At 73.5% G+C, this 25,667-nt stretch carries 25 protein-coding genes and 1 riboswitch; of the genes, 2 read left to right on the top strand and 23 right to left on the bottom strand.

The annotated features are described in order from the left end of the window. Positions 1 to 41: 41 nt before the first annotated feature. Positions 42 to 932 carry an endonuclease/exonuclease/phosphatase family protein gene (locus FVE25_RS02135; RefSeq protein ID WP_246266525.1) on the top strand — a complete coding sequence of 297 codons (891 nt, stop codon included), beginning with the start codon at positions 42 to 44 and terminating at the stop codon, positions 930 to 932. Here the strand turns inward: FVE25_RS02135 and FVE25_RS02130 are convergent. The 5 genes from FVE25_RS02130 to FVE25_RS02110 are packed head-to-tail and all read right to left on the bottom strand — an operon-like array spanning position 915 to position 5,287. Continuing rightward, positions 915 to 1,493, bottom strand: coding sequence for a nucleotidyltransferase family protein (locus FVE25_RS02130; protein ID WP_157244660.1), 579 nt, complete (start codon positions 1,491 to 1,493; stop codon positions 915 to 917). The genes FVE25_RS02135 and FVE25_RS02130 overlap by 18 nt on opposite strands. After that, positions 1,480 to 2,589, bottom strand: coding sequence for an XdhC family protein (locus FVE25_RS02125; RefSeq protein ID WP_157244659.1), 1,110 nt, complete (start codon positions 2,587 to 2,589; stop codon positions 1,480 to 1,482). Before FVE25_RS02125 ends, FVE25_RS02130 begins: the two co-directional genes overlap by 14 nt. Then, on the bottom strand, positions 2,582 to 3,652 hold the full coding sequence (locus FVE25_RS02120; protein ID WP_157244658.1) for a vWA domain-containing protein: 1,071 nt from the start codon (positions 3,650 to 3,652) through the stop codon (positions 2,582 to 2,584). Before FVE25_RS02120 ends, FVE25_RS02125 begins: the two co-directional genes overlap by 8 nt. Further along, positions 3,645 to 4,511 carry an AAA family ATPase gene (locus tag FVE25_RS02115; protein WP_157245452.1) on the bottom strand — a complete coding sequence of 289 codons (867 nt, stop codon included), beginning with the start codon at positions 4,509 to 4,511 and terminating at the stop codon, positions 3,645 to 3,647. The genes FVE25_RS02120 and FVE25_RS02115 overlap by 8 nt, the downstream gene beginning before the upstream one ends. Before the next feature lie 35 nt (positions 4,512 to 4,546). After that, complete coding sequence (locus tag FVE25_RS02110; RefSeq protein ID WP_157244657.1) at positions 4,547 to 5,287, bottom strand: metallophosphoesterase; 741 nt, start codon at positions 5,285 to 5,287, stop codon at positions 4,547 to 4,549. Positions 5,288 to 5,334: 47 nt separating this feature from the next. Here FVE25_RS02110 and pdxR point away from each other — a divergent pair, with 47 nt between their 5' ends. Next, positions 5,335 to 6,759: a MocR-like pyridoxine biosynthesis transcription factor PdxR gene (gene pdxR / locus FVE25_RS02105; protein WP_157244656.1), complete on the top strand. Its 1,425-nt coding sequence runs from the start codon at positions 5,335 to 5,337 to the stop codon at positions 6,757 to 6,759. Here the strand turns inward: pdxR and FVE25_RS02100 are convergent. The 18 genes from FVE25_RS02100 to FVE25_RS02010 form a co-directional block, all read right to left on the bottom strand. Further along, positions 6,692 to 7,537, bottom strand: a complete 846-nt coding sequence (locus FVE25_RS02100) for an LLM class flavin-dependent oxidoreductase (protein ID WP_157244655.1) — start codon at positions 7,535 to 7,537, stop codon at positions 6,692 to 6,694. The genes pdxR and FVE25_RS02100 overlap by 68 nt on opposite strands. A gap of 70 nt (positions 7,538 to 7,607) precedes the next feature. Next, positions 7,608 to 8,060 (bottom strand): PH domain-containing protein, encoded by a 453-nt coding sequence (locus tag FVE25_RS02095; RefSeq protein WP_157244654.1) that lies wholly within the window; start codon positions 8,058 to 8,060, stop codon positions 7,608 to 7,610. 41 nt (positions 8,061 to 8,101) lie between these two features. Next, complete coding sequence (gene ribH, locus FVE25_RS02090) at positions 8,102 to 8,575, bottom strand: 6,7-dimethyl-8-ribityllumazine synthase (protein WP_157244653.1); 474 nt, start codon at positions 8,573 to 8,575, stop codon at positions 8,102 to 8,104. Next, positions 8,572 to 9,789 carry a bifunctional 3,4-dihydroxy-2-butanone-4-phosphate synthase/GTP cyclohydrolase II gene (locus FVE25_RS02085; RefSeq protein WP_281367791.1) on the bottom strand — a complete coding sequence of 406 codons (1,218 nt, stop codon included), beginning with the start codon at positions 9,787 to 9,789 and terminating at the stop codon, positions 8,572 to 8,574. The genes ribH and FVE25_RS02085 overlap by 4 nt, the downstream gene beginning before the upstream one ends. Next, positions 9,786 to 10,463: a nicotinamide mononucleotide transporter family protein gene (locus FVE25_RS02080; RefSeq protein ID WP_157244652.1), complete on the bottom strand. Its 678-nt coding sequence runs from the start codon at positions 10,461 to 10,463 to the stop codon at positions 9,786 to 9,788. Before FVE25_RS02080 ends, FVE25_RS02085 begins: the two co-directional genes overlap by 4 nt. Further along, a complete protein-coding gene (locus FVE25_RS02075; protein WP_157244651.1) occupies positions 10,460 to 11,050 on the bottom strand; it encodes a riboflavin synthase in 591 nt (196 codons plus the stop codon). Before FVE25_RS02075 ends, FVE25_RS02080 begins: the two co-directional genes overlap by 4 nt. After that, positions 11,050 to 12,135 (bottom strand): bifunctional diaminohydroxyphosphoribosylaminopyrimidine deaminase/5-amino-6-(5-phosphoribosylamino)uracil reductase RibD, encoded by a 1,086-nt coding sequence (ribD, locus tag FVE25_RS02070; protein WP_246266523.1) that lies wholly within the window; start codon positions 12,133 to 12,135, stop codon positions 11,050 to 11,052. The genes FVE25_RS02075 and ribD overlap by 1 nt, the downstream gene beginning before the upstream one ends. 102 nt (positions 12,136 to 12,237) lie before the next feature. Next, positions 12,238 to 12,368, bottom strand: a riboswitch (FMN riboswitch). An 89-nt stretch (positions 12,369 to 12,457) separates the two neighbouring features. Then, positions 12,458 to 13,267, bottom strand: coding sequence for an oxygenase MpaB family protein (locus tag FVE25_RS02065; RefSeq protein WP_157244650.1), 810 nt, complete (start codon positions 13,265 to 13,267; stop codon positions 12,458 to 12,460). Between the two features lie 55 nt (positions 13,268 to 13,322). Further along, entirely contained in the window at positions 13,323 to 13,994 is a 672-nt protein-coding gene (gene rpe / locus FVE25_RS02060; protein ID WP_157244649.1) for a ribulose-phosphate 3-epimerase, read from the bottom strand. A gap of 41 nt (positions 13,995 to 14,035) precedes the next feature. Then, positions 14,036 to 15,466, bottom strand: a complete 1,431-nt coding sequence (locus tag FVE25_RS02055; RefSeq protein WP_157244648.1) for an RsmB/NOP family class I SAM-dependent RNA methyltransferase — start codon at positions 15,464 to 15,466, stop codon at positions 14,036 to 14,038. After that, a complete protein-coding gene (fmt, locus tag FVE25_RS02050) occupies positions 15,463 to 16,392 on the bottom strand; it encodes a methionyl-tRNA formyltransferase (protein ID WP_157244647.1) in 930 nt (309 codons plus the stop codon). Before fmt ends, FVE25_RS02055 begins: the two co-directional genes overlap by 4 nt. Before the next feature lie 2 nt (positions 16,393 to 16,394). Next, positions 16,395 to 16,943, bottom strand: coding sequence for a peptide deformylase (gene def / locus FVE25_RS02045; protein WP_157244646.1), 549 nt, complete (start codon positions 16,941 to 16,943; stop codon positions 16,395 to 16,397). A gap of 34 nt (positions 16,944 to 16,977) precedes the next feature. Beyond that, complete coding sequence (locus FVE25_RS02040; protein WP_157244645.1) at positions 16,978 to 18,309, bottom strand: hypothetical protein; 1,332 nt, start codon at positions 18,307 to 18,309, stop codon at positions 16,978 to 16,980. 38 nt (positions 18,310 to 18,347) lie between these two features. Next, positions 18,348 to 19,937 carry a hypothetical protein gene (locus FVE25_RS02035; RefSeq protein ID WP_157244644.1) on the bottom strand — a complete coding sequence of 530 codons (1,590 nt, stop codon included), beginning with the start codon at positions 19,935 to 19,937 and terminating at the stop codon, positions 18,348 to 18,350. A gap of 49 nt (positions 19,938 to 19,986) precedes the next feature. Continuing rightward, positions 19,987 to 22,287, bottom strand: a complete 2,301-nt coding sequence (locus tag FVE25_RS53690) for a primosomal protein N' (protein ID WP_246266521.1) — start codon at positions 22,285 to 22,287, stop codon at positions 19,987 to 19,989. Between the two features lie 729 nt (positions 22,288 to 23,016). Continuing rightward, entirely contained in the window at positions 23,017 to 24,204 is a 1,188-nt protein-coding gene (gene metK, locus FVE25_RS02020) for a methionine adenosyltransferase (RefSeq protein ID WP_157244643.1), read from the bottom strand. Positions 24,205 to 24,326: 122 nt separating this feature from the next. Continuing rightward, a complete protein-coding gene (locus tag FVE25_RS02015; protein ID WP_157244642.1) occupies positions 24,327 to 24,689 on the bottom strand; it encodes a hypothetical protein in 363 nt (120 codons plus the stop codon). 202 nt (positions 24,690 to 24,891) lie between these two features. Beyond that, positions 24,892 to 25,641: a PspA/IM30 family protein gene (locus FVE25_RS02010; RefSeq protein ID WP_157244641.1), complete on the bottom strand. Its 750-nt coding sequence runs from the start codon at positions 25,639 to 25,641 to the stop codon at positions 24,892 to 24,894. Positions 25,642 to 25,667: the final 26 nt, after the last annotated feature.

Raw genomic sequence — 25,667 nt, 5'->3', positions numbered from 1 at the left:
CCTGTCCTCGCCGGGGCCTCCGAGCGGCTAGCCTGGTGCAGGTGCTGAGCCGGATCGTCATCGCCGTGTCCGCCCTGGTCGCCGTGGCCCTCGCGGGACACAAGCTGTTTCCGGCCATGGGGGGTTTCACCCCCATTTGGGAGAGCTTCCTGCCCTGGGTGGGGCTGGCGGTGCCGGTGCTGCTGCTGTTCGCGTTGCTCGCACGCTCACTCGTGGCCGCCGGCGCGGCGCTGGTGCCGGGGCTGGTGTGGGCGCTGATGTTCGCCTCGACCTTCTTCGCGACGCCGCCGGGCGGGTCCAGCGACCTCAAGGTCGCCACCGTGAACGTCGGCGTCAGGAACAACGCCTCCGGCGAGGCCATGCGGAAGATCGCCTCCGGCCTCGACCTGGTCGCCGCCCAGGAGCTCACCCCCGGCGGCCCGGCCGCCCGGCAGCTCGACCGGATGTTCCCCCACAAGTACCCCGTGGGAACCGTCGGCCTGTGGAGCCGGTTCCCGCTCAGCGGGCAGGAGAAGCTCGACGTCGGCATGGGCTGGCCGCGGGCGCTGCGGGCGGTGGCCGACACGCCCAAGGGCAAGGTCACGGTCTACGTCATGCACCTGGCCTCGGCCCGCCCCGGGCACACCGCCTTCCGCGACAAGTCGCTGGCCCACGCCCGCGAGCTGGTCGACAAGGACGACAGCAAGCGCATCCTGCTCATGGGCGACCTCAACACCGCCACGACCGACCGCGGCATGTCCGGGCTGACGCCGCCGCTGCGCGACGCCCAGCGTGAGGCGGGCGACGGGTTCGGCTTCACCTGGCCGTCGTCGTTCCCGGTCACCCGGCCCGACCACATCCTCTACAAGGGCATGACCGCCACCAGGGCGGGCGTCGCCCCTGCCGTGGGCAGCGACCACCGCGCGGCCCTGGCCTCACTCAGGCTCTCCTGACACCGCGAGCAGTTTCAGGTCCTCGGGCGTGTCGATGTCGGCCGGGCTGCCGAGCCCGTCGCAGGGCACGTCGGTGATCAGCTCGGGATATGCCTTCAGGAACGGCCGCGCCCCCACGTCCCCGACCGCCATCGCGGCCACCTCGGCGAAGTGCCCCCTGCTGAACAGCACCGGGTTGCGCCGCGCCCCGCCGTACGTCGCGACGGCCACCTCGGCCCCGCTGGCGATCAGCGCGGCCACGGCGCCGGGCGTCACGAAGGGCTGGTCGACCAGCGCCACCACGACCGCCTCCGCGCCGGGCGGCAGCGCGGCCAGCCCGAGGCGCAGCGAGGAGCCCATGCCGTCCCGCCACGAGGGGTTCTGCACCACGACGGCGCCGCGCACCGGCACGGTCGCCGCCCCGAGCACGACCACGACGGGGTGGCAGCCGCCGGTCTCCAGCAGCCGGACCCCGCGGTCCACCAGCCGCTCGCCCTCGTACTCCACGAGCGCCTTGGGCGTCCCGAGCCGCGCGCCGCGCCCGGCGGCGAGCAGCAGGCCGGCGACGTTAGAACGTTTCATGACGATCGTCTACCCATCCGTGAATGCGTCCACGAGTCTCGGTCAGCGGCCGGCCCGACCCGCCCCACCGGAGCTGGATGAGCTCGGCGGCGATGGAGACCGCGGTCTCCTCGGGGGTGCGGGCGCCGAGGTCGAGGCCGATGGGCGAGCGGAGGCCGGCCAGTTCGGCGTCGGTGAGGCCGCTCTCGCGCAGCCGCTCGAGGCGGTCCTCGTGGGTACGGCGCGAGCCCATCGCCCCGACGTACCCGGCGCCGGCGCGCAGGGCCAGTTCCAGCAGCGGCACGTCGAACTTGGGGTCGTGGGTCAGCACGCAGATGACCGTGCGCTCGTCCACCGTCTGAGTGGCCAGGTAGTCGTGCGGCCACTTCACGACCACCTCGTCGGCGTCGGGAAAACGTTTCGACGTGGCGAAGACGGGCCGGGCGTCGCACACGGTGACGTGGTAGCCGAGGAACTTGCCGACGCGGGCGACCGCGGCGGCGAAGTCGATGGCGCCGAAGACCAGCATGCGCGGCGGCGGCGCGAAGCTCTGCACGAAGACCGGCAGGTCGTCCAGGCGGCGCTCGCCCTGGCCGCCATAGCGCCGGATGCCGGTCAGCCCCTGGGCCAGCATGCCGCGGGCGTCGTCGTCCACGGCCTGGTCGAGGCGCTCCAGGCCGAGGCTGCCCGAGGTGCGATCCGGCCAGATGACCCGGCGGGCGCCCATGACGCCGGGGCCGCCGACGACGGTGGCCACGGCGACCGGCTCGTGCGCCTGGACGGAGGCGTAGATGTCGCCCAGTTCGGGAAAGGTCGCGGCGGAGACGGGCTCGATGAGGATGTCGATGATGCCGCCGCAGGTGAGTCCCACGGCGAAGGCGTCGTCGTCGCTCACGCCGTACCTCTGCAGCAGGGGCGCCTCGGCCGCAGCGGCCAGCTCGAAGACCGCGCCCTCGACGCAGCCGCCGGAGACGCTGCCCACGACCTCCTCGCCGTGCACGGCCATGGAGGCGCCCGGCGGCCGGGGCGCGCTGCTGAACGTGCTCACCACCGTGGCCAGCCCGAACTCCAGCCCCGAGCGCCACCAGCGCATGATCTCCGGAAGCACGTCACGCATGGCCGAGCCTTTCGCTCAGGGCCTCGAACGCCGCCAGGCTGTGGCCGGCCACGAGGTCGTCGATGTACGGCAGCGCCGCCCGCATCCCACCGGTGAGCGGTTCATACCCCTCATACCCCTTGTGGGGGTTCACCCAGATCACCCGGTTCGCCTGCCGGGCCAGCCGGGCCATCTGCGCACCGAGAAGGGCGGGATCGCCACGTTCCCAGCCGTCTGAGGCAATGACGACAATCGCCCCCCGCGCATCATGATTTTTCAGGAAATGCCGGAGTTCCTCCCCCAGCCTGGTGCCCCCGCTCCAGTCCGGAATCACCCGCGACACCTCGTTCAACGCCGTCCCCGGATCGCGATGCCGCAGCTCACCGGTGATGTGCGTGAGCCGCGTGCCCACCGAGAACACCCGGGTCGCCCGCGGCTCACTGCGCACCAGCGCATGCGCGTACCGCAGCAGTGTCTCGGCATACGGCGACATCGACCCGCTCACGTCCACGAGCAGCACCACCCGCCGCGGCCGCGTGGTGTGCGCCTTCCTGCGCAGCCGCGCCACCTCGCCCTTGCGCAGCGCCTCGCGGATCGTCCGCCTCTGGTCGAGAACCCCGCGGTGCGCCGCCCGATACCGCCGCGAGCGCCGCCGGGCCCGCCGGTCGCGCAGCATCGCCAGCATCCGGTGCACCTCGGCGCGCTCGGCCTCGGTCAGCCGGGCCACGTCCCGGTGACGCAGAAGCTCGGTGCGGCTGGCCGTACCCGGGGTGGACTCCGCGGAGCCGCCCTCGTCGTCCTCGCCTTCCCCCGCCGCCACGTGCCGGGTGACGGTCCTCCCCTCGGTACGGCCGGCCGCCCGGACCCCGCCGAAGTAGGCGGCGAAACACCGGTCGTAGCGGGGAAGGTCGTCGGGCGAGGCGCACAGGGTCAGCCGACCGGCCCAGTACACCTCGGCCTGATCGGTGACGTCGAGGTGGTCCAGGGCCAGCAGCAGGTTCCGGGTCCGCTCATGATCGGCCGCCACCCCGGCGGCCCGCAGCGTCCTGGCGAACCCGGTCATGGTCGCGGCCAGCTCATCCATGGCGCAGCAGGCCGTTCGCCAGCACGGACTCCACGTCCTCCCGGTACTTCAGCGCCGCCCCGAGCGTGGCCGCGGCCCTGCCCGGATCCAGCTCCCGCGCGCCCAGCGTCAGCAGGGCCTCGGTCCAGTCGAGCGTCTCGGCGACGCCCGGCGGCTTGACCAGCTCGGCCGTCCGCAGCCGCTGCGCGGCCCGCGCGACCTGCTCGGCCAGCGTCTGGGTGCACGCGGGCAGCCTGCGCAGCAGGATCGCCACCTCACGGTCGAAGCCCGGGTGCTCCAGCCAGTGGTACAGGCAGCGGCGCTTGAGCGCGTCGTGCACCTCCCGCGTCCGGTTGGAGGTGACGATCACGACCGGCGGCGTCTGCGCCCGGATCGTGCCCAGTTCCGGGATGGAGATGGTGAAGTCGGACAGCACCTCCAGCAGGAACGCCTCGAACTCGTCGTCGGCCCGGTCGATCTCGTCCACCAGCAGCACGCTGGGCTGGGTCTCGATCGCCTTGAGCAGCGGCCGGGCGATGAGGAAGCGCCGGTCGTAGATCTCGCTCTCCAGCCTGCCCACGTCGGTGATCCCCGCCGCCTCGGCGGCCTTGAGGTGCAGGAGCTGCCGGGCGAAGTCCCAGTCGTAGAGCGCCTGGGCGGCGTCCAGCCCCTCGTAACACTGCAGGCGGATGAGCGGCGCGCGCAGCAGTCCGGCCAGCGTCTTGGCCAGCTCGGTCTTGCCGACGCCCGCCTCGCCCTCCAGGAAGAGCGGCCGGCCCATGCGCAGCGCGAGGAACGCCGCCGTGGCCAGGCCCTCGTCGGCCAGGTAGGCGTGCCGGTCCAGCAGCTCGATGAGTTTCTCGGGCGAGTCGATGTCCACGGCCACCCGTTCAGCCTACGACCGCAGGCCCAGAATCAGAGGATCATTCGGTAGTGCGTTGTCAGCCGGCCCTCGTCGTCGAGCACGTGGAAGGCCAGGGACGGGGGCTGGTCCAGATCGACCACGCCCTTGGCGGGCTCCCACGGCATGCGCAGCGTGGAGACGACGCCGGGCGCCACCAGCAGGGGCCGCCCGGCGAACGTCGTGGCCGCCGGGGTGTGCGCGTGCCCGGCGAGCAGGGCGCGCACGTGGGGGTGGCGTTCCAGGAGCCGGGCCAGGCGCTGCCCGCCGTACTGCCTGATCGCGTCGAGCACGGGCACGTGCAGGAGGGCCGGCGGGTGGTGGAAGGCGACGAGCGCGTGCCGCCCCCTCGCCGCCTCCAGGACGCCGTCCAGCCAGGCCAGCGTCTCGTCGGCGAGCTCGCCCTTGGCCGCGCCGGGGATCGAGGAGTCGCAGGCCGCCAGCACGAACCCCGCGCCCTCGAGGACCTGGTTGACCGGCACGGTGTCCGGCTCCGCGCCGAGCAGGTGCTTACGGAAGGCGGCCCGGTCGTCGTGGTTGCCGGGGCAGATCACGATCGGGTGGCGGCAGGCCAGCAGCTCGCGGGCCCGCTCGTACTCCCGGGGCAGCGCGTGATCGGCGATGTCCCCCGAGACCAGGACCGCGTCCAGGTCGGCGGGGAGCGCGTTCAGGTAGTCCATGATCACCCGTGTGCGCTCCGAGCTGCGGGGATCGTCGTCGATGTGGATGTCGCTGAGGTGCGCGATCACGTTCATGCCCCGCAGGCTAACCCGCGACCGGACCAATCATAAGATCCACCTTGATGAAGAAACAGTGGGCCAGTTCGGAAGTGGACCTGCTCGTCGAGCTCCCCGCCACCGGCGGCCGCCGGGCGGCCCTCGAGCACGCCCTGCGCGAGGCCATCCGCGCCCACCGCCTGGCCCCCGGCGCCCTTCTCCCCTCCACCCGCGCCCTGGCCGCGCACCTCGGCCTGTCCCGCGGGACGGTCAGCGCCGCCTACGACCAGCTCACCGCCGAGGGCCACCTCACCGCCCACCCCGGCTCCGGCACCCGCGTCGCCCCGACCGCCGAGCCGCCCGCCCCCGCACCGGCGCACGCGCGCCCGGGCCCGGACCCCCTGCTCCACGACCTGCGCCCCGGACGGCCCGACCTGTCCGCGTTCCCGGCCCGCGCCTGGCTGGCCGCGACCCGCCGCGTCCTCGCCGCCTCCCCGACCGGCGTCTTCGCCGCGGGCGACCCCCAGGGCCGCCCGGAGCTGCGCGCCGCCCTGGCCGGCTACCTGGGCCGGACCCGGGGCGTCCTGGCCACGCCCGGCCAGATCGTCGTCACCTCCGGCTTCTACCAGGGGCTCGCCCTGATCAGCCGCGTCCTGGACGGCCGCCCGGTCGCGATGGAGGACCCGGGCCACAACGTCTACCGCGAGGTCGTACGGCGGGCCGCCCTGCCCGTCGTGCCGCTCCCGGTCGACGCCGACGGCGCCAGGACCGACGCCCTGACCGGGGAGCACGGCGCCGCCGTGGTCACCCCCTCCCACCAGTACCCGACCGGCGTCCCGCTCCACCCGGCCCGCCGCCAGGCCCTGCGCGACTGGGCCCGCGACGCCGGCGCCCTGATCGTCGAGGACGACTACGACGGCGAGTTCCGCTACGACCGCCAGCCGGTCGGCGCCCTGCAGGGCATCGCCCCCGGCCGCACGATCTACTGCGGCACCGCCTCCAAGACCCTGGCCCCCGGCCTGCGCCTGGCCTGGCTGGTGGCGCCCCGGCACCTGGTGGCCCCGATCGTCGCGGCCAAGGAGGAGGCGGACCTCTACACCGAGTCCCTGGGCCAGCTGGTCCTGGCCGACCTCATCGCCACCCACGGCTACGACCGGGCCATCCGCTCGGCCCGTGGCCGGTACCGCCGCCGCCGTGAGCTCCTGCTGTCCGGGCTGCGCGGGTTCCCCGCCCTGACCCCGCACGGCGTGCCCGCCGGGCTGCACACCCTGGTGACCGGCCTGCCGTCCGAGGAGGCGGCGCTGGCCGCCTGCGCCGCCGCGGGCGTGGCCGTACGCGGGCTGAAGGAGCTGTACCACTCCCCCGGCGGCGGCCGCGACGGCCTGCTCGCCGGGTTCGCCGCCCCTTCGGAGCGCGCCTACCCGGCGGCCCTCCAGGCCCTGTTCAGCGCCCTGTCAGGACGACGTCGGCCAGAAGATCCACCTGGGCGGGATCGGGATCGTTGCCCATGAAGACGAGCTCGTCGCAGCCCGCCCGCTCGAACGCGGGGATCGCGGCGGCGATCTGCTCCGGCGAGGTGTAGGCGATGGAGATCCCGTACTGGGAGTACTCCTCTCCGGCGAAGGCGTAGTACGGCCCGATCGCATCGGCCACCGCCGCCTCGGCTCCGGGCCCGAGCGCGTACATGACCGAGGCGATCACCCGCGGCGCCCCCTCCCTGCCCGCCTCGGCCCACGCCGTCCGGACCCGCGGCGCGAAGCCCTCGACGTCCTCCACGGTCGCGTCCCCCGCGATCCACCCGGTGCCGTGGGACACGATCCGCCGCACCGTCGCCTTGGACCCGCCCCCGAACAGCAGCGGCGGCCCGCCGGCCGTCGCCGGCGTGAGCCCCACCGGCTCGGCGAGCCGCTCCAGCAGGAGGTCGAGCTGCTTGCCGCGGCTGTCCCAGTCCACGCCGCTGACGGCGAAGTCGTCCTCCCGCGACCCGGGCGACAGCCCCAGCCGCACCCGGCCGGGACCCGCGAGCTGGTCCAGGGTCGCCACCGCCTTGGCGAACAGCGCGTGGTTGGCCCGCAGCGGTCCCAGCAGCACGCTGGTGAGCAACCGGATCCGCGAGGTCGCCCCCGCCGCGGCCGCCAGCGTGAGCAGCGGCTCGGGGGTGTTCCAGACCAGCCGGTCGCTCACGCTCAGCGTGGAGAAACCCCGCGCCTCGGCTCTCCGCGCCCACTCCACCAAGATCCTGCCGTCGCGCCACGGGGCGTGTCCGGGCAGGCCGATGCCGATCTCCATCGAGGATTCCCTTCGTCAATGACATGCGAAGGGAATCCTGCAACCTCAACCGCGGTTGAGATCAAGCCGGTTAGTGGTTCGGGGCCTCGCCGTGGGTGCGGATCAGGGCCTTGAGCTCGGCCGTGGACTTCTTGGCGCGGGCCTTCTCCGAGCCCTGGATGCCCATGGCGCCGATGGTCCGGCCGTCCGAGAAGTCGATCTTGGGCCAGGGGTCGCCGACGAAGAGCGTGACGTCCAGGACCTCGGGCCAGGTGTAGCGGTGGGTGCGGAGGGCGTTGACGAGCGTGATGCCCTTCTCGTCGGCGTCGATCCTGACGCGGCCCAGCAGGTGCAGGATGAAGGCCACCCCGCACCCGAACAGGACGATGCCGATCCGGTCCGCCAGCTGGAACGGCTCGGCGATGAAGACGGCCATGAGCACCGCGCCGGCGATGATGATGACGGCGAAGCCGTACGCGACGATCCTCGGGCGGCGCGGGCGGAAGGTCACGGGCAGCGGCGGCGGGCTCACGGGCTCAGACACGCAGGAAACTTACCGCACGTCAGGCCCGGTCCCGCCATGGGTCACGACTTGACCAGCTCCCGCAGCAGCAGCGCCGTCTCCAGGGCGGCTATGGCCGACTCGTACCCCTTGTCCTCCTTGGCGTCGGGGCCGCCGGAGCGGTCCTCGGCCTGCTGCAGCGTCTCGCAGGTCAGCACCCCGTTGCCGACCGGGGTGCCCTCGTCCAGGGAGATGCGGGTGAGGCCCGCCGTGACGGAGTCGCAGACGTAGTCGAAGTGCGCCGTCTCCCCCCGGATGACCGCGCCCAGCGCCACGACGGCGTCGTGCCTGCGGGCCAGCGCCTGCGCGACGACCGGGATCTCCAGCGAGCCGGGGACCCGGACCACGCTGGCGCGGGCGCCGCTGTCGTCGCACGCCTGGACGGCGCGGGCCACCAGGCGGTCGGTGATCCCGGCGTGCCAGCTCGCGGCGACGATGCCCACGCTCAGCCCGGCGGCCTCCACGGCCGCGGCCTCCGGACGTCCTTGTCCGCTCATGCCGTCTCCTCCTCGGACACGAAGTGGCCCAGCCGTTCCCGCTTGGCCGCCAGGTAGCGCTCGTTGTAGGGGTTGGCCGCCACCGGCATGGCCTCGCGCCCCAGGACCTTGATGCCGTAGCCGTCCATGCCCTTGAGCTTGGCCGGGTTGTTGGTCAGCAGCCGGATCGACCGGACGCCGAGGTCGGCCAGCATCTGGCCGGCGTTGGAGAACTCCCTGGCGTCGACGGGCAGCCCGAGTTCGAGGTTGGCGTCGACGGTGTCGCTGCCGTTGTCCTGCAGGCTGTAGGCCCGCAGCTTGGCCAGCAGGCCGATGCCGCGGCCCTCGTGCCCGCGCAGGTAGACGACGACGCCCCGGCCCTCGGCCGCGATGGCCGCCATCGCGTTGCCGAGCTGCACCCCGCAGTCGCAGCGCAGCGAGCCGAACACGTCGCCGGTCAGGCATTCGGAGTGGGCCCGGACCAGCACGTTCTCGCCGTCGCCGAGGTCGCCGAGGACGAGGGCGAGGTGCTCGCCGCCGTCCAGGGCGCTGGAGTAGCCCAGGGCCCGCCACATGCCGTGCTGATTGGGCAGGCGGGTCTCGGCCACGCGGGTGACCATGCTCTCGGTGCGCCGCCGGTAGTCGACGAGCTGCTCGATGGAGATGAGCGCGAGGTCGTGCTCGTCGGCGAAGGCGCGCAGCTCGGGAAGCCTGGCCATGGTGCCGTCGTCGTTGACGACCTCGGCCAGCACGCCCGCGGGCGACAGGCCGGCCATGCGGGCCAGGTCCACGGCGGCCTCGGTGTGGCCGCGCCGGGCCAGGACTCCGCCGTCGTGGTAGCGCAGCGGGAAGATGTGGCCGGGCCGTACCAGCTCGTTGGGCTCGGTGGCGGAGTCGGCGAGCGCGCGGATAGTCTTGGCGCGGTCGGCGGCGGAGATGCCGGTGGTGACCCCGTCGCGGGCGTCCACGCTGATGGTGTAGGCGGTGCGCATGCGCTCGCGGTTCTGGGTGACCATGAGCGGCAGGCCGAGCCGGTCGAGCTCCTTGCCTTCCATGGGCACGCAGATGACGCCGCTGGTGTGGCGGATGGTGAAGGTCAGCAGTTCGGGGGTGGCCTTGGCGGCGGCGAAGATGATGTCGCCTTCGTTCTCGCGGTTCTCGTCGTCGACGACCACGACGGGCTTGCCCTCGCGGATGTCGGAGACGGCGCGTTCGACCTGGTCGAGGATGGTCACGTGGCCACCGCCACCGGGTGCAGCGAGGTGCGGTATTCACGCAGCCACTTGGCGAAGCCGATCAGGACGAGGACGAAGAAGACGCCGTAGACGGCGCCGGAGACGTAGAGCCCGGAGCGGAACAGCAGCGGGACGCCGACGAGGTCCACGGCCATCCACACGATCCAGAAGTCGACGAGGGCCCGGCCCTGCGCCCAGGTGGCGACGGCGCCGCCCACGAAGATGTAGGCGTCGGCGGCCACCAGGAAGTAGCTCTCCGGCGCCGGCGCGTGCACGCCCCACGACAGCGGGAGCTGGAACCACGCCCAGGCCGCGTAGAACACCCCGGCGACGACCGCGGTGCCGGCGATCATCGCGGCGACCAGCCCGATGCGCTCACCCGCGCGGGCGGGGCGCACGGCGAGTTCCTGGCCGCCCTGGGTGCCCTGGCGCCACTTCCACCAGCCGTAGACCGCCAGCGCGCCGAACAGCACCTGCTTGAGCGCGTTGCCGGTGACGTGCGCGCTGACCGAGGCGATGAACAGCAGCACCGCCCCGGTGAACTGCACCGGCCACGTCCAGATCGACTTGCGCATGGCGAACAGCACGGTCGCCACCGCGAACACGTTGCCGAGCAGGTCGGTCCACTTGACCGGCAATCCGAACACACTGATAGAGGCGTCTGCCCAGCTCATCGGGCCGCCACCAGCCTTTCCACATATTTGGCGATCACGTCGACCTCCAGGTTCACCCGCTCCCCGGCCGCGCGCCCGCCCAGGTTGGTCAGGCGCAGCGTGGTGGGGATGAGGCTCACGCCGAAGCTGTCGGCGTCAACCGTGGTGACGGTGAGACTGATTCCGTCGATGGCGATCGACCCCTTTTCCGCCACATACCGGGCAAGCTCCGGCGGGAGGCTGAACCGCAGGTTGTCCCACGCCTCGCCGGGCTCGCGGGACAGCAGTACGGCGGTGCCGTCCACGTGGCCCTGCACGATGTGGCCGCCGAGCCGCTGGTCGGCGCGGACGGCGCGCTCGAGGTTGACCACGTCGCCCTTCTCCAGGCCGCCGAGCGAGGTGCGGTCGAGGGACTCCTTCATCACGTCGACGGTGAAGACGTCGCCGTCGTGCCCGACCACGGTGAGACAGACGCCGTTGACGGCGATGGAGTCCCCGTGACGGGCGTCGGAGGTGACGATCGGGCCGCGCACGGACAGCACGGCCGAGTCGCCGCGGGTGTCGAGGGCGACGATCTCCCCCATTTCCTCGATGATTCCGGTGAACATCACTTCTCCTTAGGGGCCGGCCGGGCGATCAGGCGAAGGTCCGGGCCGATCAGGGAAACCTCTTCGTAGACCAGCGAGTGGATGCCGGCGATCGTGGACACCCCCGCCTGCCCGAGCGCGGCGCGGCCGGAGCCGAGCAGCGCGGGCGCGACGTAGCCGACGACCCGGTCGATCAGGCCCTCGCGCAGGAACGCGCCGGCCAGCGTGGGGCCGCCCTCGAGGAAGGCGCTGACCACGCCCCTGCCGTGCAGTTCCCTGAGGAGGGCGTGCAGGTCGAGCCCGTCCGGCCGGTACGGCAGGCGGAGCAGGCCGGCGTCCAGGGTGGTCTCGGTGGTGTCGGCGACGGCCAGCAGGGTCGGGGCGCTGCCGTCCAGGACCCGGGCGGTGGCGGGGGTGCGGGCGCCGGTGTCGACGACCACCCGCAGCGGCGGTGTGCGCGCCCCGCTCTCCGGTGCTCTCGCGGTCAGCAGCGGGTCGTCGGCCAGGACGGTGCCGATGCCCGCGATGATCGCGTCGGCCTGGGCGCGCAGCCGGTGGACGTCCTGCCGGGCCTCCGGCGAGGTGATCCACTTGCTGGTGCCGTCCGCGGCGGCCGAGCGGCCGTCGAGCGTGGCGGCGAACTTCCAGGTGACGTGGGTCCTGCCGAGGCGCACGGAGGTGAGCCAGGCGGCGTTGACGCGTTCCGCCGCCTCGGCCAGCAGGCCCTGCTCGACCTCGACGCCGTGGCCGCGCAGCCGCTCGGCGCCGCCGGCCGCGACCGGGTTGGGGTCGGCGACGGCGTAGACGACGCGGGCGATGCCCGCGGCCAGCAGCGCCTCGGTGCAGGGGCCGGTGCTGCCGGTGTGGTCGCAGGGTTCGAGGGTGACATAGGCGGTGCCGCCGCGGGCCCGCTCGCCGGCGGCGCGCAGGGCGACGACCTCGGCGTGGGGGCCGCCGCGGTAGGCGTGGAAGCCCTCGCCTGCGGGGACGCCGGAGGCGTCGAGGATGACGCAGCCGACGACGGGGTTGGGGCTGGTGGTGCCGAGTCCGTGCGCGGCCAGTTCGACCGCCCGCGCCATGGTGGCATCGTCAAGGGGTTCCGCCACCCGGGACCTCCTACTCGCCAGTAGCTTCAAGCCACGGCGAACCCCGGGGGTGCGGTGGTGGGCGTACGCCACCACGACGGCGCCCGGCCACAAGCCGGGCACCCGCGCGCTTCCTCCCATCCGGACTTTAACCGTCGGTCCCGGAATTCCACCGGGTCAACCGGCCGATGGCATCGGCCGGGTCGCGGACTGTCACCGCCGGTTCGGATTTTCACCGACCCCGGAGCACGCTAGCTCTTCTTACGCCTATCAGTCTGCCATGCCCGAATCGGCGGGCGCGACCGGCCCCTATTTCATCACCAAGCGCTAGCTTGGTCAACGGTCAGGCAACCGTCAGCCGCCGGGCCCGCTGAGCGTCGGAGCCGTAGCGGACCTGGGCCGGGACCAGCCCGAGCCCCGCGTGCAACGTCCGCAGCGTGGCCGTGGCCCACAGGTCGCCGACCGGCGTGGCCGGCAGGCCGTACAACCTCCGCGCCCAGCGTGGCAACGTCGCGAACGCCAGCAGGGTGAGCGCGGGCAACACCGGCCGCAGCGGTGCCAGACGCAGCGGCAGGGGCGCGTTCAGCGACCGCACCAGCGGATGCGCCGCCTCGGGCACGAACCGCAGCTCCGGCCGCCGGGCCTCGATGTAGGCGCGCAGCTCCGCCACGCTGCCCGGCGCGTCCCGCGGATTCAGGCCGACCACCTCGGCCGCCCGCCGCCATTCCCGGACGAAGCCGTCGGCATCGGCGTCCGACAACCTCACCCCGGCCCGCCGGGCCACCGACAGGTAGGAGTCCACCTCGCCGACGTGCACCCAGAGCAACGCCCCGGGTTCGTCCAGCCGGTAGTCCTCGCCCGTGTCCGGATCGTGGGCGCGCAGCCTGGCATGGATCTTCCGCACCCGCCGCCCGGCCCGCTCCACCTCGGGCAGCGTGCCGTACGTGCGCACCCGGACGAACTCGGTGGTGCGCATGAACCGCGACCACGACTCGTGCGGGTCCATGAGCGCGGAGTTCTGCAGGACTCCGCGCATCGCCCGCGGGTGCAGCCCCTGCATCAGCAGCGCCCGGAACCCGCCCACGAGCAGAATGGGCTCCCCCATCACCCGCCAGGTCACCGACTCGGGCCCGAACAGCCCATGGTCCTTCATAAGTAAACAGTTACCCAGGAACCACGAGCAGACAAACGTTCCGGTACGGCCGGCGTCAGATGGCCCCGCCCGGCCGCGGCGCACCCTCGGCCAGTTCACGCAGCCGGTCGACGGCGGCCCGCGGGTCGGCCGCGCCGTACACCGCGCTGCCCGCCACGAAGACGTCGGCCCCCGCCTCGGCGCACCGCTCGATGGTGTCGGCCGCCACGCCGCCGTCCACCTGGATCCAGACCTCGCCGCCGTGCCGCTTCACCAGCTCCCGCGCCCGGCGGATCTTGGGCAGCACGACGTCGAGGAAACGCTGGCCGCCGAAGCCGGGCTCGACGGTCATGAGCAGCAGCATGTCGATCTCGCCGAGCAGGTCTTCGTACGGCGCCACGTCGGTGGCCGGATTGAGCGCGAACCCGGCCCGCGCCCCCAGCGACCTGATCTGCCGCAGCGTGCGCACGGGCGCCTTGGCCGCCTCGGCGTGGACGGTCACGCTCCCCGCCCCGGCCTCGGCGTAGGCGGGCGCCCACCGGTCGGGGTCCTCGATCATGAGGTGGCAGTCGATCGGCGTGGACGTCGCCTTGAGCAGCGCCTCGACGATGGGCAGCCCCAGGGTGAGGTTGGGCACGAAGTGGTTGTCCATGACGTCCACGTGCAGCCAGTCGGCGTTGGGCACGGCGGCTGCCTCCTCGGCGAGCCGGGCGAAGTCTGCGGACAGGATGCTGGGCGAGATCTGCACGAACGCATTCTAGGGAACCCGCCCGCGTGAGCCGGAACCGGTCAGCGTTTGCGCAGCAGGGCCAGGAACATCGCGTCCGTGCCGTGCCGGTGCGGCCAGAACTGCGCGTGCGGGCCCTCGCCCAGCCCCGGCACCTCGGGCAGGAACTCCCGGGCGTCCAGCTGCTCGACGTCGGCACGCCCCCGGGTCACGTCGCCGACCACCACGCCGGTCTCGGCCAGGTGCGGCGAGCAGGTGACGTAGGCCACGACGCCGCCCGGCCGGGCCGCGTCCAGGGCCGTGGCGAGCAGGTCGCGCTGCAGACCGCCCAGCCCGGCCACGCCGGCCGGGTCGCGCCGCCAGCGTGCCTCGGGGCGGCGGCGCAGCGCTCCCAGGCCGGTGCAGGGGGCGTCCAGCATGATCCGGTCGAAGGCGCCGGGCCGCCAGGCGGGCTCGGTGCCGTCGGCGGTGATCACCGCCGCCTCGCGGGTGGTCTGCCAGACCAGCCGCGCCCGGTGATACTGAACGTCGGCGGCCAGCAGGTGCTTGCCGCCCGCGAACCCCTCGCCGGGGTCGCCGTAGGCGGCGATCGAGTCCAGCAGGCCCGCCTTGCCGCCCGGACCGGCGCACATGTCCAGCCAGAACTCATCGCGCCCCTCGACCGGCACCCTGGCCAGCGCGAGGGCGACCAGCTGGCTGGCCTCGTCCTGGACGGCGGCGCGGTACTCGGCCACCGCCCGCACCTGCCCCGGATCCCCTTCGGGCAGGTAGGCGGCATAGGGCGAGAACCGGCCCGGCTCGGCGCCCTCGTCGGCCAGCTCCGCCACCGAGCTGCGGCCCGGCCGGGCGACCAGGGTGACCAGCGGGCGCACGTTGTCGGCGTCGAGCAGCTCGGCGGTCTCGGCCTCGTCGCCGCCGAGCGCGTCGCGGAAGGCGGAGACGATCCAGCGCGGATGGCTGTAGGTCACCGACAGCCTGCCCACCGGGTCGCCGGGCGCCACGATCGCGATCCAGTCGTCGAGCGGCCGGGCCGCCACCTTGCGCAGGACCGCGTTGGCGAACTTGGAGGCGCCGGTGCCGACGCGCAGCCGTACCAGATCGACCGTGGTCCCCACGGCGGCGTGCGGCGGCACGCGCATCTTCAGCAGCTGGTGCGCACCCAGGCGCAGGGCGTCGCGCACGTCCGGGTCGGGCGCGCGGTCGGTGCAGACCTCGATGATCGCGTCGTAGGTGCCGAGCCCGCGCAGGGTCCCGTAGGCCAGCTCGGTGGCCAGCGCCGCGTCCCGCCCGCCCAGCCGCCGCTCGCGCAGCAGCCTGGGCATCAGCAGGTTGGCGTAGGCGTCCCGCTCGTCGACGGCCCGCAGCACGTCGAAGGCCGCGTTGCGGGCTTCGTCCCGCACCGGCCCCCGGTTGGTACGGCTCGCGCCGCCGCGCCTTCCGTCCTGGCCACGCGGCCCGGCCCGGCGCGCGCCGTTTCCCCGGTCGGCCGTCACGCGAACCGGTCCCCCTCGTCCAGGCGGCTGCCGCGGGCCCACTCGACGGCGCTCATCTGCCGCTTGCCCTGCGCCTGCACCTCGCCCAGCTCGACCGGGTGGGTGCCGGTGCCCACGAGCACCTCGCGCTTGGTCGCGGCGATCAGCCCGGGAGCCAGGGACTCCGCCTCGGGCCGGGGCCGGACGGGGCCGAGCTTGACCCGCTGGCCGCGGAACTCGCTCCAGGGGCCCGGGTTGGGCGTGCAGGCGCGCACGAGCCGGTCCACGCGCATGGCGGGCGCCTGCCAGTCGACCCGGGCGTCGTCCACGTTGATCTTGGGGGCGTAGCTGATGCCGTCCGCCGGCTGCCGCCGGGGCTCCAGGGTGCCGTCCTCGACCCCGTCGAGGGTGGCCGCCAGCAGCCCGGCGCCCGAGACCGCCAGGCGTTCGAGCAGCTCGCCGCTGGTGTCGCCGGCGCGGATCTCCTCGGTGACCACGCCGTAGACGGGCCCGGCGTCGAGTTCCTTGACGATCTGGAAGGTGGCGGCGCCGGTGATCTCGTCGCCGTGGAGGACGGCGTGCTGCACCGGAGCGGCGCCGCGCCAGGCGGGCAGCAGCGAGAAGTGCAGGTTGATCCACCCGTGGCGGGGCACGTCCAGCGCGGACTGCGGCAGTAGCGCGCCGTAGGCGACGACCGGGCAGCACTCGGGCTCCAGCGCCCGCAGCCTGCCGAGGAACGCGGGGTCACCCGCCTTGGCCGGGCGCAGCACCTCGATGCCCGCCTCCTCGGCCAGCTCGGCCACCGGCGACGGATGCACCTTGCGGCCGCGGCCCGTCTGCGCGTCGGGGCGGGTGACCACGGCCACGACCTCATGGCGGGGCGAGTCGATGAGGGCGCGCAGGGACGGCAGCGCCGTCTCCGGCGTCCCGGCGAAGACCAGGCGCATCGTTACAGTGCCTTTCCGCCCGTGGCGTGCGGGGAGAACTTGACCGTGGGCGCCTGGGCCCCGGCCCACTCCGCCTCGCGGATCGCCTTCATGGCCAGCTTGCGCTGCTTGGGGTCCATCCGGTCGATGAACAGGATGCCGTCCAGATGGTCGGTCTCGTGCTGAAAGCAGCGGGCCATCAGGTCGGTGCCCTCCAGCGTGACCGGCTCACCGTGCATGTCGAAGCCCTTGGCCACGGCCCGGATCGCCCGCGGCGTCGGGTAGGACAGGCCGGGGAACGACAGGCAGCCCTCCTCGCCCTCCTCGTCGAGGTCGGCCGACAGGTCGAGGTCGGGGTTGACGACGTGGCCGAGCCGGTCGTCCACGTAGTAGGTGAACACCCGCAGGCCGACGCCGATCTGAGGGGCCGCCAGGCCCGCGCCCGGGGCGTCCATCATCGTGTCGGTCAGGTCCTTGACCAGTTTGCGCAGTTCCTTGTCGAAGTCGACGACCGGGGCCGCCGGGGTGCGCAGCACCGGGTCTCCGAACAGCCGGATCGACTGGATCGCCAAGTGGCCAACTCCGTTCCGCGAAGGCGTGGGTGGATCAGCCCAGTTTAGTGGTCCGCAGCGACCTGGCCTTCATCGCCGCCTTGCGCGCCGCCTTGGCGACCGCCGGGTCGCCGTGGGAGGCGGCCAGCAGTTCGAGGACCGGGATGGTGTCGGGGTGGCTGGAGGCGGCCATCTCGCCGACGCTGCGCACGAGGTCCTCGCCGGACTCCAGGGCGCCGAACTCGCCGACGGACTCCGGCGTGCCGGAGATGTGCAGCAGGGCAGCCACCGAGTCGACGGCGATCCAGGTGTGGTCGCCGGGGCTCAGCGGGGGCGCGTCGAGGTCGCGGATGTGCAGCCAGGAGGCGGCGTAACGCCACATGTCGGGCTGGTCCAGCGCCTCGCGCACGGGCGCCTCGGCCTCCGGGCCCAGCTCCTCCAGGATCGCGCCCACGGCGCCCCGGTGCCCGGCGCCGCCGGCCACGGCGACCGCCAGCAGGTCGCGGGCGGCCTGCTCGGGCGGGCGGCGTTCGAGCCAGGTGGACACGGCGCTCTGCGTGACCGCGCCGCTGACCAGCGAACCGACCAGCGCCTCGGCGTCCAGGTCGGCGAAGACCTCCACCTCGGCCAGCGTCGGCGCCTCGTGGCCCTCGCGCAGCAGCTCGCGGCGGACCGCCCAGACGCCCAGCGGCGTCAGCGCGATGCGGCCCGAGCCGGTCTGCCGCACCAGCCCGCAGTAGGTCAGCAGGGACAGCGCCTCCAGCAGCTCGCCGGGCAGGCTGCCGCTCAGCTCGCGCAGCTCGCCCGGGCCCGGCTCGCAGGCCACCTCGTGCGACTGCAGCAGGCCCTTGGCGAGGTTGGCGATGGCCACGCCGGAGCGCACCGAGTAGATGGTCGCGAGGGTCTCGGCCAGGTGCCCGTCGATCACCCGCGAGCCGGTCAGCCGGGAGGTCTCGGCCTGGTCGAGGACGTCCATGACCACGCCGTCCCAGAACTGCAGCGTCCCGTCCACCGGCAGCCGGGCCGGCAGCGGGCCGCGGGCGGCGGTGCCGCGCAGGATCTGCAGCAGGCGGGTGTTGACCGCCACGATCCAGGCCAGCCGCAGCCGGGCGGGGGTGATGGCGAGCTCCTTGGCCGCGGCGGCGGCGTCATCCTCGCCCAGCAGGCCCTCGCCGGTGACCTCGCGGGTGCCGGTCCAGGTGGTGAGCCTGATGGCGTCGGCCACCAGCGGCACCAGGGGCACCGCAGCGGCCAGCTCCGCGTCCGTGGCCGGCTCGACCGGCGGGAACGTCAGCGCCTCCCTGGGCAGGCGCACGGGCGCCGGCGCGGGAGCGGGCTCCTCGATCAGCTTGCGGAGCTCGGCTAGGTCGAAGACGTTGTTTGCCACCCACGAAACTTACTGCACACCAGTCACAGGGATGTACATCATCGGATAGCTCGTGATCGCGCCTTGAAGGCCGCCTTGCGCGCGGCCTTGGCCTCGCCGCCGTCGGGCAGCGAGCGGCCGAGCAGCTCGAGAACCTCGACCACGTCGGGGTGATCCACCCGCCACATCTCCTCGATCAGATGGGCGGACGGGCCGGAGGCGGCCATGTTCTCGGCGAAGATCTCGGGATCCTCCTGGGCGGCCGGCATCGCCAGCGCGAGCATGTCCACGCTGACCCACAGCAGCTCGTCCTGCGTCAGCGGCGGCGCGGGCAGCCGCCTGGCGGTCAGCCAGTGGATGGCGTGCGGGCGCAGCTCCAGGTCGTCCAGCCCGGCGCGCACGGCGGGCTCGGCCGCGGCCCCGAGCCGGTCGACGATCGTGACCGCGATCCCGCGGGCCACCGCGGGCGCCCCGGAGGCGGCCTCGAACAGCTCCGCGGCGGCCTGCTCCGGGGCGCGCCCGGCCAGCCAGCGCTCGATGTCCTGCTCGGCCACCTCGGCCGGCAGGCCGTCGAGCAGGCCCTCGATGAGCCCGACCGCGTCGGCCAGGGACAGGTCGGGCGCCTCGGGGGCGGTGCGGCCGTGCGCGCGATACAGCTCACGCAGCCCCCAGACGGCCAGCGGGGTCAGCCCCGCGCCGCCGTGGCGCCGCTCCACCAGCCCGCTCCACTCCAGCCGCTTGAGTACGGCGGGCACGTCCACGTCCTCGTCGGCCAGCTCGAACAGGTGGTCGGCGACCACCTCGACCGGCGCCGGCGCCTGAAGGCGATAGAGGCGGTCCATGAGGTCGTAGAGCGCCTCGTCCAGCTCGGCCAGCCCGGTGACGGCGCCGCCGGTGTCCTGCTCGACCAGGTGGGCGACCGTACGAGCCCAGCCGTCGAGGCCGGCGTTGCCCGCCAGCGCCCACAGCAGCCGCGGCTCGGGCACCGGCGCCGCGGCCGCGTCCTTGGCCCGCAGCGCGCCCTTGACCGTGGGGGTGCTGCCGCGCTCGCTCAGCCAGGCCAGCAGCCGGTCGCGGTCGGCCAGCAGCGCCACCTCGCCGAGCGCGGCCTCCAGCTCGCCCTCTGGAGCGGTCCGTACGGCCGGCAGCGGCGTGCACGCGGGACAGTCGCAGGGCGCTTCCTCGATCTCGGGCAGCGCCTGCCCGCCCGGGTCGCCGGAGGGGATGGCGATGTCCTGCTCCAGCGACTCCGGCCCGATGGAGCTGAACAGGCTCTTGGCCATGCCGAAGTTGGCCGGATCGGCCAGCGCGGCGGGCATCTCCTCGGCGATCTCGGCCAGCCGCGCCCGCATGGCCGCGGCCAGCCCGGCGTCGCAGGCCCCGGAGGACTCCAGGTAGTCGACGAGCGTGCCGGCGGCGGCGACGGTCTCGGGGGCGCTCTCCGGCGGCGCGATCACCTTGCGCGGATAGATGGACAGCAGCAGCTCGTCGAAGGTCGCCGGGGTAATGTCGGCCAGCTCGTGCACGCCCAGATAGTCGCTGGCGTAGTCGCACAGCAGCCGCACCTCGTCGGCGTCCACCTCGACGCCCCGCGCCCGGCCCCAGGCGCGCAGGTCGTCGATCGCCGCGTTCACCCATTCGATCGACACAGGGAGACGCTAACGGCTGGCCAACAGATGAGCGAATCGGGGATTGCGGCTAAATCAGCTCGAGAGGGTCGACACTCACCCGGACGACATCAGGTGCCTTACGCGCCGCACGCACCCCATTCGCACCTTTGAGCGCAGCGGCCAGCACGCCGCCCGAGGCCCGCGGGACCCTGATCATGGCGCGTTCCTGGCCGTCGTCGCCCACCGGGACCGGGCCGAGCACCTGGGCCTCCTCCGGCAGCCGCACCTCCTCCAGCATCTGCCGGACGGCCGCCGCCGTACCCGTCAGCGTGGCCATCCGCACCGCGGGCGGAAAGCCCAGCTCGGCGCGGTCGGCCAGCTCGCGCTCGGCGTGCGTGACCGGATCCCACCGCACCAGCGCCTGTACGGCCGGCAGCCCCATGTCGGCCAGCACCACCAGTTCGGCGGCCGGGCGCAGCAGGGCGGCGGCGTTCATCCAGCGGCGCACCCCCTCCTCGGCCGCCCGCAGATCCGCCCGGCCGAGCAGCGCCCAGCCGTCCAGCAGCACCGCCGCCGCGTACCCGCCCTCGGCCACCGGCTCGGCCCCCGGCGTGGCCACCACCAGCGCCCTGCCCTCGCCGACGCGGGCCAGCACGCCGTCCCGCCCCGACGTCTTGACCGGGACCGACGGGAAGGCCCTGCCCAGTTCCTCGGCCGTCCTTCTGGCGCCGACGACGACCGCCCTGACGTGCGGGCTGCCGCAGTGGCCGCACCGCCAGGCGGCGTCCACCCGGCCGCACCAGCGGCAGTAGGGCGCGCCGTGCCCGCTGCGCAACGCCAGCGGCCCGTGACAGGCGCCGCGTCCGGGCACCCCGGACTCGCCCGGCATCCCAGAACCCTCGGACATCCCAGAGCTCTCGGACATCCCGGAGCTCTCGGACATCCCGAAGCCCCCGGGCCCTTCCGGAACCGCCAGGAGACCGGGACCGCCGAGCCTGTCGGGGAAGGCCAGCTGCCCGGAACCGCCGGGCCTTTCGGGCACCGCCAGGTGCCCCGGACCGCCCAGCAGGCCGGAGACGCCGCGAACGTCGTCCCCGATCCGGGTCTGCCCGGCGGCGACCCGGGACGGCGGCAGGGCGCACCGGGCCGGGCGGCGGCACTGACGGCAGGCGATCGACGGCAGGTACCCGCGCCTCGGGACCTGCACCAGCACCGGCCCCGACTCCAGCCCCTCGCGCAGCGCCCGCCAGGCGACGCTGGGCAGGCGGGCGGCGCGGGCGGCCTGATCCTTGGCCAGTTCGGCGTCCTCGCCCGCGGGCCTGACCCGGGGCGCCACGACCCGGACGCTCTCGCGAGCGGCCACGATGGGCCTGGCCCAGCCGGAGGCGATGAGCTGGGTGGCCTCGGCGGTGCGGGCGTAGCCGCCGATGAGCATGGCGGCCCCGGTGCGGTGGGCGCGCAGCGCCAGCACCTCACGGGCATGCGGGTACGGCGACAGCCGTTCGGCATGCAGATCGTCCCCGTCGTCCCAGATGGCGGCCAGCCCCAGGTCGGCGACCGGCGCGAACACCGCGGCCCGGGTCCCCACCACGGCCCGCGCCTGCCCGCGCAGCACCCTAAGCCAGCGCCGGTACCGCTCGGCCGGCCCGAGCCCGGCGGTCAGCGCCACGTGCGCGCCGGCCCCCAGCACCCTGCCGAACACCTCGTCGGCCAGCGCCACGTCCTTGCCGTCGGGGACGACCACGAGCGCCCCCCTCCCTCCGGCCAGCGTCGCCCGCACCGCCTCGGCGAGGGGTTCGGCCCACCCCGCTCCCCCGGGCAACGCCGACCACACCGCCCGCGGCGCCCGCCCGTGCTCCAGCGCGTCAAGAAAGGAGGCCCCCATGGGATACCCGTCCCAAGCCCCGGCCAGGGGACTTCCCGGCTGCGGCTCGGGCTCCGCGGGAGTCTCGGCCTCGGCCTTGGCGTGCCGCGGAGGTACGGCCAGCCGCAGCACGTCGGCCAGCGTCCCCGCGTACCGGTCGGCCACGGCCCTGGCCAGACCCGCCACCTCGGCCGTCAGCACCCGCTCCGCCGACACCACGCGCTCCAGGGCCGTCAGCTTGCCCGGATGCTCACTCTCCTCGGCCCGCTCCAGCAGGAACCCGTCCACGAGCTTGCCCGCGAACCGCACCCGCACCCGCACCCCCGGCTGCGCGCTCTCATGCATGCTCTCGGGCACGAGGTAGTCGAAGGGCCGGTCGAGATGCGGCAGGGGATTGTCGACGGCCACCCTGGCCACCGGCAGCCCGGGCGCGGGCCGGAGCGAGCCCTTGGCCTGACCGGCCCCCCGCCGATCGGCCGGGCGGACGGCCTCCAGAGGCAGCAGGGCATGGTCGGTCTCGCTCACCCACTACGTCTACCAGACCCCGGCCCCCGGAGAGGCCGCCTACCGGGGCGGAGGGCGGAGGTCGGCTGGGGGCCGGGGAGCGCGCCGCGGGCGGCCGGGGGACTGCCGTGGCTGCGCCGGGAGACGGCCGTGGGTGCGAGGCGACCGCGGAACGCGCCGTGGGTGCGAGGCGGCCGCGGAACGCGCCGTGGGTGCGCGTGCGGGCGCTGTGGGATGCGTCGGCCCGTCGGCGCGTCCCCGGTCGGCCACATGTCGCACAGCCGGAAATATGCCGATAAATCCGGGTCCCCATTCAGACGACCGGTGGCCATCCGGGATGCGCGGGCACCGGACCCGTTAGGCAGCACGCCGGAGTGGCGGAGGCCGGGCAACCGGGAAGGCGCCGGGCCATGCAGTCCGCAACCGGTCACGGCCGCGCCGCCGTCTGCCTGGTGTCGCATCCAGAGCCTCGTGCACGTTGCCGGCTACCAGCCCCCGCCTGCCGCCCCCCTGGCTGCCAGACCCCGCCCGCCACACCTTGGCGGCCAGACCCCGCCCGCCGCCACCCTGCCAGACCCCGCCCGCCGCCACCCTGGCTGCCAGACCCCGCCCGCCGCACCAAAACCCCGCCCGCCACACCCCGACACACGAACGGCTAGCGCCTGCCGTACCCCCGACCGGATGCCGTGCCGTACCCCGAACAAGGGCGAAGCCCCCGATACCGGCGTATCGGGGGCTTCGCAGGACGGATCAGAGGCCCGCGGCGGTGCGCAGGGCGTCGGCGCGGTCGGTGGACTCCCAGGAGAAGCCCTCGCGGCCGAAGTGGCCGTAGGCGGCGGTCTCGGAGTAGATCGGGCGCAGCAGGTCGAGGTCGCGGATGATCGCGGCCGGGCGGAGGTCGAAGACCTGCAGGACGGCCTCCTGGATCTTCTCGACCGGCAGCTTCTCGGTGCCGAAGCACTCCACGAACAGGCCGACCGGCTGGGCCTTGCCGATGGCGTAGGCGACCTGGACCTCGCAGCGGTCGGCCAGGCCGGCCGCGACGACGTTCTTGGCGACCCAGCGCATGGCGTAGGCGGCCGAGCGGTCCACCTTGGACGGGTCCTTGCCGGAGAAGGCGCCGCCGCCGTGGCGGGCCATGCCGCCGTAGGTGTCGATGATGATCTTGCGGCCGGTCAGGCCGGCGTCGCCCATCGGGCCGCCGATCTCGAAGCGGCCGGTCGGGTTGACCAGCAGGCGGTAGCCCTCGGTGTCGAGCTCGAGCCCGGCGAGCACGGGGTCGACCACGTGCTCCTTGATGTCGGGGGCGAGCATCTCCTTGAGGTCGATCTCGGCCGCGTGCTGGGTGGAGACGACCACGGTGTCGAGACGGACCGGCGTGTCGCCGTCGTACTCGATGGTGACCTGGGTCTTGCCGTCGGGGCGCAGGTACGGCACGGTGCCGGACTTGCGGACCTCCGACAGGCGCTGGGCCAGGCGGTGCGCGAGCGTGATCGGCAGCGGCATCAGCTCGGGGGTCTCGCGGCAGGCGTAGCCGAACATGAGGCCCTGGTCGCCGGCGCCCTGGCGGTCGAGCTCGTCGCCGACGCCCTCCTCGCGGTGCTCGTAGGCGTCGTCCACGCCCTGGGCGATGTCGGGCGACTGCGCGCCGATGGAGACGGAGACGCCGCAGGAGGCGCCGTCGAAGCCCTTGTGGGAGGCGTCGTAGCCGATCTCCAGGATCTTCTCGCGGATGACGCCGGGAATGTCGACGTAGGTCTCGGTCGTCACCTCGCCCGCGACGTGGACCTGGCCGGTCGTGATCATCGTCTCGACGGCGACCCTGCTCTTGTGGTCGTCCTTGAGCATGGCGTCGAGAATCGCGTCACTGATCTGGTCGGCGATCTTGTCCGGGTGGCCCTCGGTTACCGACTCGGAGGTGAACAGGCGGCGTGACAACTCAGTGGCTCCTCATGCAGCGGCTGCTGACGTAAAAGCGGCTTCGGACGGGTGGATACCAGCCTGGGCCTCGCCGAAGTCTAGCCCCACGGGAGGCCAGGTAGCGAAACCGCAGCTGTCTTTCAAAGATCCGGCAGGGGGTCGGGAGGGAGCGTCTCGGGGGCGAAGATCTCCGCGTCCGCTGCCCTCACCACGGCGGCGTACTCCTCATCGAACTCGAACACCATCGAACCCAGCTCGATGACCGATCCGGGCAGGATGGGTCCCAGCCTGGTCGCCCTGGGGAAGGTGGCGTACACCGACACCGGGCGGTCGCTCCTGAGCATCCTGGTGGCCAGCACCGAGATGGCTCCTTCGGTGACCACGACGAGGAAGTTCGCCATCCCCGGCGGCCCCACCGACAGGGCGGGAAACACATATCTGATCTGTTCGTCGGGCCCGAGCAGCGTCCTGCACCGGTCCCGCACCGCGGTACCTACCGGCATTCACTCCCCCTTTGGGCTCCAGTATCCGCAGGGGTACGGCTCGGCGGCAACATCCAGTTCCTTATCCGGACACCTCCTGGTGCATACGGCCGCGGATGTGCACGATTTCACACATCGAGGCCCCCTAACCCGGAACGGCGCCCGCAAACCGCATACGCGAGGATCCCCGCGCCCTTTCCGGCGCGGGGATCCTCCGCTGACGTCAGTTCGGGCTGGGTGACTGGATCTGCAGCGCCGACGGCTTGCCCATCTTCAGGGCGGCCAGCCGCGCCTCGATCTCGGCCTGGGCGCCGAGGTCGTCCAGGCTCTCGAACTGGGCGTCCAGGGACGAGGCGGCCAGTTCCTGCTGCCCGATGACCTTGGCCTCCTCCCGCCTGATCTTCTCCTCGAAGCGGCTCACCTCGCTGGTCGGATCGAGGATGTCGATGCTCTTGACGGCGTCCTGGACCTGGGACTGGGCCTGGGCGGTCTTGGCCCGGGCGACCAGTTCGTCGCGCTTGCCGCGTAGTTCGCCGAGCTTGTTGCGCATCTGCTGCAGCCCGGTCTTGAGCTTCTCGACGACTTCGCGCTGCGAGGCGATGCCCGGCTCGGCGGCGTCGGCCTCCTGCTCGGCGCCCATCTGGCGGCCGAGGGCGACCTTGGCCAGGTCGTCGAACTTGTCGGCCTCGGCGTTCTGGCCCGAGGCGCGCAGCTGGTCGGCGCGCTGGCTGGCGGCCAGGGCCTTGCGTCCCCACTCCTGGGCGGCCCGCACGTCCTCCTGGTGGTCGGCCTCGACCATCCGCAGGGTTCCGATGGTCTGCGCGATGGCCCGCTCGGCCTCGGCGATGTTGTCGGTGTAGTCGCGCACCATCTGGTCGAGCATCGTCTGCGGATCCTCGGCCGAGTCCAGCAGCGCGTTGATGTTGGCCCTGGCCAGCTGAGCAACCCTGCCAAAGATGGACTGTTTGGACATAACCCATTCCCCCGATAGGTGATCTT

This window comes from Nonomuraea typhae (assembly GCF_009760925.1).
Taxonomy (GTDB): Bacteria; Actinomycetota; Actinomycetes; order Streptosporangiales; family Streptosporangiaceae; genus Nonomuraea; species Nonomuraea typhae.
The sequence above is the reverse complement of the archived record's forward strand: the minus strand, read 5'-3'. Positions and strand labels throughout refer to the sequence as shown.

Coding starts and splice junctions, on each gene's coding strand:
- FVE25_RS02015 (WP_157244642.1), bottom strand. CDS start 24,689: ATGCCGGTAGGTACCGCGGTGCGGGACCGGTGCAGGACGCTGCTCGGG.
- FVE25_RS02010 (WP_157244641.1), bottom strand. CDS start 25,641: ATGTCCAAACAGTCCATCTTTGGCAGGGTTGCTCAGCTGGCCAGGGCC.
- FVE25_RS02110 (WP_157244657.1), bottom strand. CDS start 5,287: ATGAACGTGATCGCGCACCTCAGCGACATCCACATCGACGACGATCCC.
- ribH (WP_157244653.1), bottom strand. CDS start 8,575: ATGAGCGGACAAGGACGTCCGGAGGCCGCGGCCGTGGAGGCCGCCGGG.
- FVE25_RS02125 (WP_157244659.1), bottom strand. CDS start 2,589: ATGCGTGACGTGCTTCCGGAGATCATGCGCTGGTGGCGCTCGGGGCTG.
- fmt (WP_157244647.1), bottom strand. CDS start 16,392: ATGCGCCTGGTCTTCGCCGGGACGCCGGAGACGGCGCTGCCGTCCCTG.
- FVE25_RS02130 (WP_157244660.1), bottom strand. CDS start 1,493: ATGAAACGTTCTAACGTCGCCGGCCTGCTGCTCGCCGCCGGGCGCGGC.
- FVE25_RS02120 (WP_157244658.1), bottom strand. CDS start 3,652: ATGGATGAGCTGGCCGCGACCATGACCGGGTTCGCCAGGACGCTGCGG.
- FVE25_RS02080 (WP_157244652.1), bottom strand. CDS start 10,463: ATGAGCTGGGCAGACGCCTCTATCAGTGTGTTCGGATTGCCGGTCAAG.
- FVE25_RS02075 (WP_157244651.1), bottom strand. CDS start 11,050: ATGTTCACCGGAATCATCGAGGAAATGGGGGAGATCGTCGCCCTCGAC.
- pdxR (WP_157244656.1), top strand. CDS start 5,335: ATGAAGAAACAGTGGGCCAGTTCGGAAGTGGACCTGCTCGTCGAGCTC.
- FVE25_RS02100 (WP_157244655.1), bottom strand. CDS start 7,537: ATGGAGATCGGCATCGGCCTGCCCGGACACGCCCCGTGGCGCGACGGC.
- FVE25_RS02065 (WP_157244650.1), bottom strand. CDS start 13,267: ATGAAGGACCATGGGCTGTTCGGGCCCGAGTCGGTGACCTGGCGGGTG.